Source organism: Streptomyces sp. NPDC054840, from assembly GCF_053611065.1.
This window is the reverse complement of record NZ_JBSGZP010000518.1, coordinates 1-5,373: the sequence shown is the minus strand read 5'-3', so window position 1 is coordinate 5,373 and position 5,373 is coordinate 1. Positions and strand designations below refer to the sequence as shown.

The 5,373-nt window shown below is 72.7% G+C and carries 6 protein-coding genes and 1 pseudogene; all 7 read right to left on the bottom strand.

Features of this window, described 5'->3' with window-relative positions:
- A pseudogene (locus ACWGIU_RS28445) lies at positions 1-316 on the bottom strand (alpha/beta hydrolase); the annotation flags it as partial.
- A gap of 181 nt (positions 317-497) precedes the next feature.
- Entirely contained in the window at positions 498-1,274 is a 777-nt protein-coding gene (locus ACWGIU_RS28440) for an urease accessory protein UreD (RefSeq protein ID WP_453710481.1), read from the bottom strand.
- 56 nt (positions 1,275-1,330) lie between these two features.
- Positions 1,331-2,026, bottom strand: coding sequence for an urease accessory protein UreG (gene ureG / locus ACWGIU_RS28435; RefSeq protein ID WP_453710479.1), 696 nt, complete (start codon positions 2,024-2,026; stop codon positions 1,331-1,333).
- A gap of 22 nt (positions 2,027-2,048) precedes the next feature.
- Entirely contained in the window at positions 2,049-2,723 is a 675-nt protein-coding gene (locus tag ACWGIU_RS28430) for an urease accessory protein UreF (RefSeq protein ID WP_453710477.1), read from the bottom strand.
- Between the two features lie 16 nt (positions 2,724-2,739).
- Positions 2,740-4,461: an urease subunit alpha gene (locus tag ACWGIU_RS28425; RefSeq protein ID WP_453710475.1), complete on the bottom strand. Its 1,722-nt coding sequence runs from the start codon at positions 4,459-4,461 to the stop codon at positions 2,740-2,742.
- Positions 4,454-4,765 (bottom strand): urease subunit beta, encoded by a 312-nt coding sequence (locus ACWGIU_RS28420; protein ID WP_453710473.1) that lies wholly within the window; start codon positions 4,763-4,765, stop codon positions 4,454-4,456. The genes ACWGIU_RS28425 and ACWGIU_RS28420 overlap by 8 nt, the downstream gene beginning before the upstream one ends.
- Positions 4,766-4,780: 15 nt before the next feature.
- Positions 4,781-5,083 (bottom strand): urease subunit gamma, encoded by a 303-nt coding sequence (locus ACWGIU_RS28415; RefSeq protein ID WP_453710471.1) that lies wholly within the window; start codon positions 5,081-5,083, stop codon positions 4,781-4,783.
- Positions 5,084-5,373: the final 290 nt, after the last annotated feature.

The following is a 5,373-nucleotide window of genomic DNA, read 5'->3' as shown; positions in this document are numbered from 1 at the left end:
CCTCCTTGGTCCCCGTGCTGCCGATCCGGTCGACGGCGATGTCGATCGTCTTGCCGTACGGCTTCGCGTAGTCGAGCGGGACCTTCACCCAGCCGCACTGGATGGGCTTCTCGAAGCCCCAGTCGGCCGGGCAGTCCTTCCAGTCGATCCCGGTACGGGCGGCGCGGGCGGCGGCGATCTGAACGCCCAGCGCCTCCGGCAGCCTGCCGTCGCTCCCGGCGGAGGCCGCCGCGGCCGGCGGGGCCAGCAGCAGGCTCGCCGCGAGTGTGCCGGTGATCAGAGTGGCGGCGCTCCCCAGCGCCGCGTTGCGTATCACGTGATTGTTCCCCCTGCGTCAGGTACCGCCGTGGGCGGCCGGGTTGGTCGGTTCGGTCGTCGGCGTGCAGGGGGATCCTGTCGTCTGACCGGGACCCGGCGACAGGGCCGGATCGACTTCTTTGCCAACCCGATAACCGGAAAGGCGTGTACCGCTGAGCGGTGCCTGTTAGGTCCCGCTTTCACCACCCGTAGGTACGGCAGGCCCCGTCGAGCAGCTCGCGCACCCGCAGGGCGTCCGCGGCCAGGGCCGTCACCAGGACGGCCGGACCGGCCAGCGGTGTCACGGCCGCGAACTCCCCCAGGACCGCCGCGGCGGGCGGGTCCTCGGCGAAGGCGGGGTCCACGATGAGGAGTTGGCCGAGCGCCCGGTGCCCGGTCAGGCCTGCCGGGCCGTCCCACCCGCCGGGCGCGCCGGGTCCGCAGGCGAGCTCCTGGTCCAGCAGCGGACGGCCCCCGCGCTCGACGATGAGGCGACTTCGCAGCAGCCCCGGAACCTCCCCGGTGCGGCCCAGCACCTGCTCCTCGCGCAGCACCAGCCGTGCCGTGGGAGCGAGTCGGACCCGGGTGCGCACCCTCAGGTCGCTGCCGCGCACCGAGACCAGCGGCTCGGGCAGCCACCGCAGCGACGCCCCGTCCCCCAGGACGAGGTGGACGTCGTAGCGCGCGGGCTCGCCGGAGCGGCCGGGCAGTGCCAGGGTGGCCGCCGCCGAGGCGAGGGAGAGGTGCGCACCGGGTCCGACGGTGGCCTCGACGGTGAGGTGGTCACCGCCGAGCGGGGCGCTCATCGCGCCGACCAGCGTGACCCCGGCCCCGGCCTGCGACGGCGAGCGGGTGCGGCGCAGCGCGAGCGGGCCCTCCCCGGCGAGCAGCGGCAGTGCGGTGCCGCCCCGCCCGTCGGCCACGGCGTGGATGCGGGCGGTGGCCCGCAGGCCCGCCGACGAGGTCGGGGACTTCAGCGGTGCCGGCGTCGTCGGTGCCGGGGCCGGTGCGATGTCGGCGGTGCTCGCGGCGCTCACCGCGCCGACCAGGCGGCGATCCGCTCGCGCACCCAGGCGGCCACCGGACCGACCCCTTCGGGACCGCGCAGCGACTGGAAGGCGACGGGCAGTTCGCCGCGCTGCTCGGCGGCGTCGCGGGCCATCCGGTCGAGGTCGGAGCCGACGTGGGGGGCGAGGTCCGTCTTGTTGACGACGAGGAGGTCGGCGGTGGTGACACCGGGTCCGCCCTTGCGGGGGATGTCGTCCCCGCCGGCCACGTCGATGACGAAGATCTGGGCGTCGACGAGTCCGCGGGAGAAGGTGGCGGTGAGGTTGTCCCCGCCGGACTCGACCAGGATCAGGTCCAGTCGGCCGTTCTCCCGGAAGGCGTCCTCCAGTTCCTCCACGGCCTCCAGGTTGGCGGAGATGTCATCGCGGATGGCGGTGTGCGGGCAGGCCCCGGTCTCGACGGCGGTGATCCGCTCGGGCGGCAGCACGGCCTCGCGGAGCAGGAACTCGGCGTCCTCGCGGGTGTAGATGTCGTTGGTCACGACGGCCATGGACAGTTCGGTGCGCAGCGCGCGGCACAGGGCGGCGACCGTGGCGGTCTTGCCGGATCCGACGGGTCCGCCGAGTCCGATGCGCAGGGCCCGCCGGGTGCCGTCGGGCCGCAGGGGGGCGGCGCTGTGAGTGTGCCGGTGGGGGTAGGTCACGGCCTGGTCGAGGTGCATGGGGGGTGTCTCCTTCAGGAGGTCAGGAAGCGAAGAGGCGGACCGGCCAGTCGGCATGGACCTCCGCCGAGATGTCCAGCAGCGGCGAGGACGCCGCGGGCAGCGCGTCCGGGCCCTGTGAGCGGGCCAGCAGCGCGGCCCGCTCCGCACGGGCCGCGACGGCGTCGAGTTCGGGGGCGAGCCGGGCCAGTACCCCGCTCGCCTCGAAGGGGTCCAGGCCCAGCAGCCGTACGGTCGCCGTGGCGGGCCCGCCGACGCTTTCGTACGCGGCCACGTGCGCGGCGTCTCCCGGCCCGAGTCCGGCCGCCCGGGCGGTGACGCCGAGCACCACGGGCTGGTGGGCCCCGCGCGGGAACGCCGCGGCCAGGTCCTCCAGTTCGGCGGTGGGCCAGGTGGCCCGGGCGGCGCGCAGCAGCTGCCGCCCGAGCCGCCGGGCCGCGGTGCGCAGCGCCGGCGAGGGGGTACGGGCGTCGGCGGCTGCGTCGAGGACGGCCGGGTCGAGCCCGAAGGCTGCGGCCGCGGCGAGCGCGGCGGCGGTGAGGCCGGCGGTGTGCAGCCGGCCCCGGCAGAAGTCCTCCAGAGTGGCGGCGTCGTGGATCCGGCCCGCCTTGCAGGCGGCCTCGGCCCCGCCGGAGTGGGCGTGACCCCCGGCGGGGAAACGGCCGTCGGCGAGGACGAGCAGCGCGGCGCGGCTCATCGGCAGGGACCTCCTCTCAGAACAGGAAGTAGCGCTGGGACATGGGCAGTTCCGCTGCGGGCGCGGGTTCCACGGCCTCCCCGTCGATGGTGACCGTGAAGGTGTCGGCGTCGACCTCGACCCTCGGCATGGCGTCGTTGCCGCGCATGTCGGCCTTGCTCAGCCCGCGGGTGCTCTCGATGGCCACGAACTGCTTTCCCAGCTGGAGCCGTTCGGGCAGCCCGTCGTCGAGCGCCGCCTGGGCGGTGAAGTTCAGCGAGTTCAGGCCGGGGGCGCGGCCGTGGCTGCCGAACATGGGGCGGGGCATGACGGGCTGCGGGGTGGGGATGGAGGCGTTGGCGTCGCCCATCTGCGCGTAGGCGATCTGGCCGCCCTTGATCACGAGTTCGGGCTTGACCCCGAAGAAGGCCGGGTTCCACAGGACCAGGTCCGCGAGTTTGCCCGTCTCGACGGAGCCGATCTCGCGGGCGAGCCCCTGGGCCACCGCGGGGTTGATCGTGTACTTGGCGACGTAACGGCGGGCCCGGTGGTTGTCGGCGGGTCCGTCGCCGGGGAGGAAGCCGCGCCGCTTCTTCATCACGTGGGCCGTCTGCCACGTGCGCAGGACGACCTCGCCGACCCGGCCCATGGCCTGGGAGTCGGAGGAGATGATGGAGATGGCGCCGAGGTCGTGGAGGACGTCCTCGGCAGCTATGGTCGAGGGCCGGATCCGCGATTCGGCGAAGGCGAGGTCCTCGGGGACGGCCGGGTTGAGGTGGTGGCAGACCATCAGCATGTCGAGGTGTTCCTCGACCGTGTTGACGGTGTGCGGCCGGGTGGGGTTCGTGGAGCTGGGCAGGATGTTCGGCTCGGACACCACGGTGATGATGTCGGGTGCGTGCCCGCCGCCCGCGCCCTCGGTGTGGTACGAGTGAATGGTCCGCCCGGCGATGGCGGCGAGGGTGTCGGCGACGAATCCGGCCTCGTTGAGCGTGTCGGTGTGGATGGCGACCTGGGCGCCGGTCTCCTCGCACACGGACAGGCAGGCGTCGATGACGGCGGGGGTGGCTCCCCAGTCCTCGTGGATCTTGAATCCGAGTGCTCCGCCGCGCAGTTGGGAGTGCATCCCATCGCGGGACATGGTGTTGCCCTTGCCGAGCAGGCCGATGTTGACCGGGTAGGCCTCCAGGGCCGCGAACATCCGGGCCAGGTGCCAGGGCCCGGGGGTCACGGTGGTGGCCTTGGTCCCCTCGGCCGGTCCGGTCCCGCCGCCGACGAGGGTGGTGATTCCGGAGGCGAGCGCCTCCTCGATGACCGTCGGGGAGATGAAGTGGACGTGGGCGTCGATGGCGCCGGCGGTGACGATCTTCCCGTTGCCGGCGATGATCTCGGTCTCGGGGCCGATGACCAGTGCGGGGTCGACCCCGTCCATGGTGTCGGGGTTGCCGGCCTTGCCGATGCCGCAGATCCGGCCGTCGCGGATACCGAGGTCGGCCTTGACGATGCCCCAGTGGTCGAGGACGACGACGCCGGTGATGACCGTGTCGGGGGCGCCCTCGGCCCGAGTGGTGCGGGCCTGCCCCATGGATTCGCGGATCACCTTCCCGCCGCCGAAGACGGCCTCGTCGCCGGCCCGCCCGGGGCCGCCGCCGAGGTCCCGCTCGATCTCGACGAAGAGGTCGGTGTCGGCGAGCCGGATCCGGTCACCGGCGGTCGGCCCGAAGAGGTCGGCGTACACCTGTCGGGAGAGCTCAGCCATCGAGCGGCCCTCCGGTCTCGCCGCGCAGTCCGGGTACGGTGCGCGAGCCCCCCAGCGGTACGAGTTCCACCGCGACCGGAATGCCCGGCTCGAAGCGGACGGCCGTACCGGCGGCGACGTTGAGCCGGAGCCCGCGGGCGGCGGCACGGTCGAAGTCGAGGCCGGGGTTGGCCTCCGCGAAGTGGTAGTGGGAACCGACCTGGACCGGCCGGTCGGCCGCGTTGAGCACGGTGAGGCGGGTGACGGGACGGCCCTCGTTGAGGAGTACCGGGCCGTCCCCGTAGGCGATTTCGCCGGGGATCATGGGGGGTACTCCGTTTCAGACGATCGGGTCGTGGACCGTGACGAGCTTGGTGCCGTCCGGGAAGGTCGCTTCGACCTGGACGTCGTGGATCATCTCGGGGATCCCCTCCATGACTTCCTCGCGGGTCAGCACGGTGCGGCCCGAGACCATCAGCTCGGCCACGGTGCGGCCGTCACGGGCCCCCTCCAGGAGGTGCGACGTGATCAGCGCGATCGCCTCCGGGTGGTTGAGGCGGACCCCGCGCGCCCTCCGCTTCTCGGCCACGTCGGCGGCCACATGGATGAGCAGTCTCTCCTGCTCGTGCGGTGTCAGTTGCACTCGTATCACCAAGCTTCCGGGACAAGATCGACAAAGGGCGGGGCGACCCTACCGGTCTTCAACACTTCGTTGACCTGCGCATATCCGAACCAAGCGAGTCTTGCCCAACACTGAGAAAGGCTTTCCGCCCCGACCACCGCCGCTTTACCGGATCATGGGTGATCATTGGCGGTCGAACGTGGCCGCCACGCTAAGGGCTGCGCTTTTCCGCTGAGTTAACCCACGTTTCAGGCAGGTACCCGGTTCAACTCCGATGCCCTACGAGCCCGATTCCGTATACGGCTCCGCAC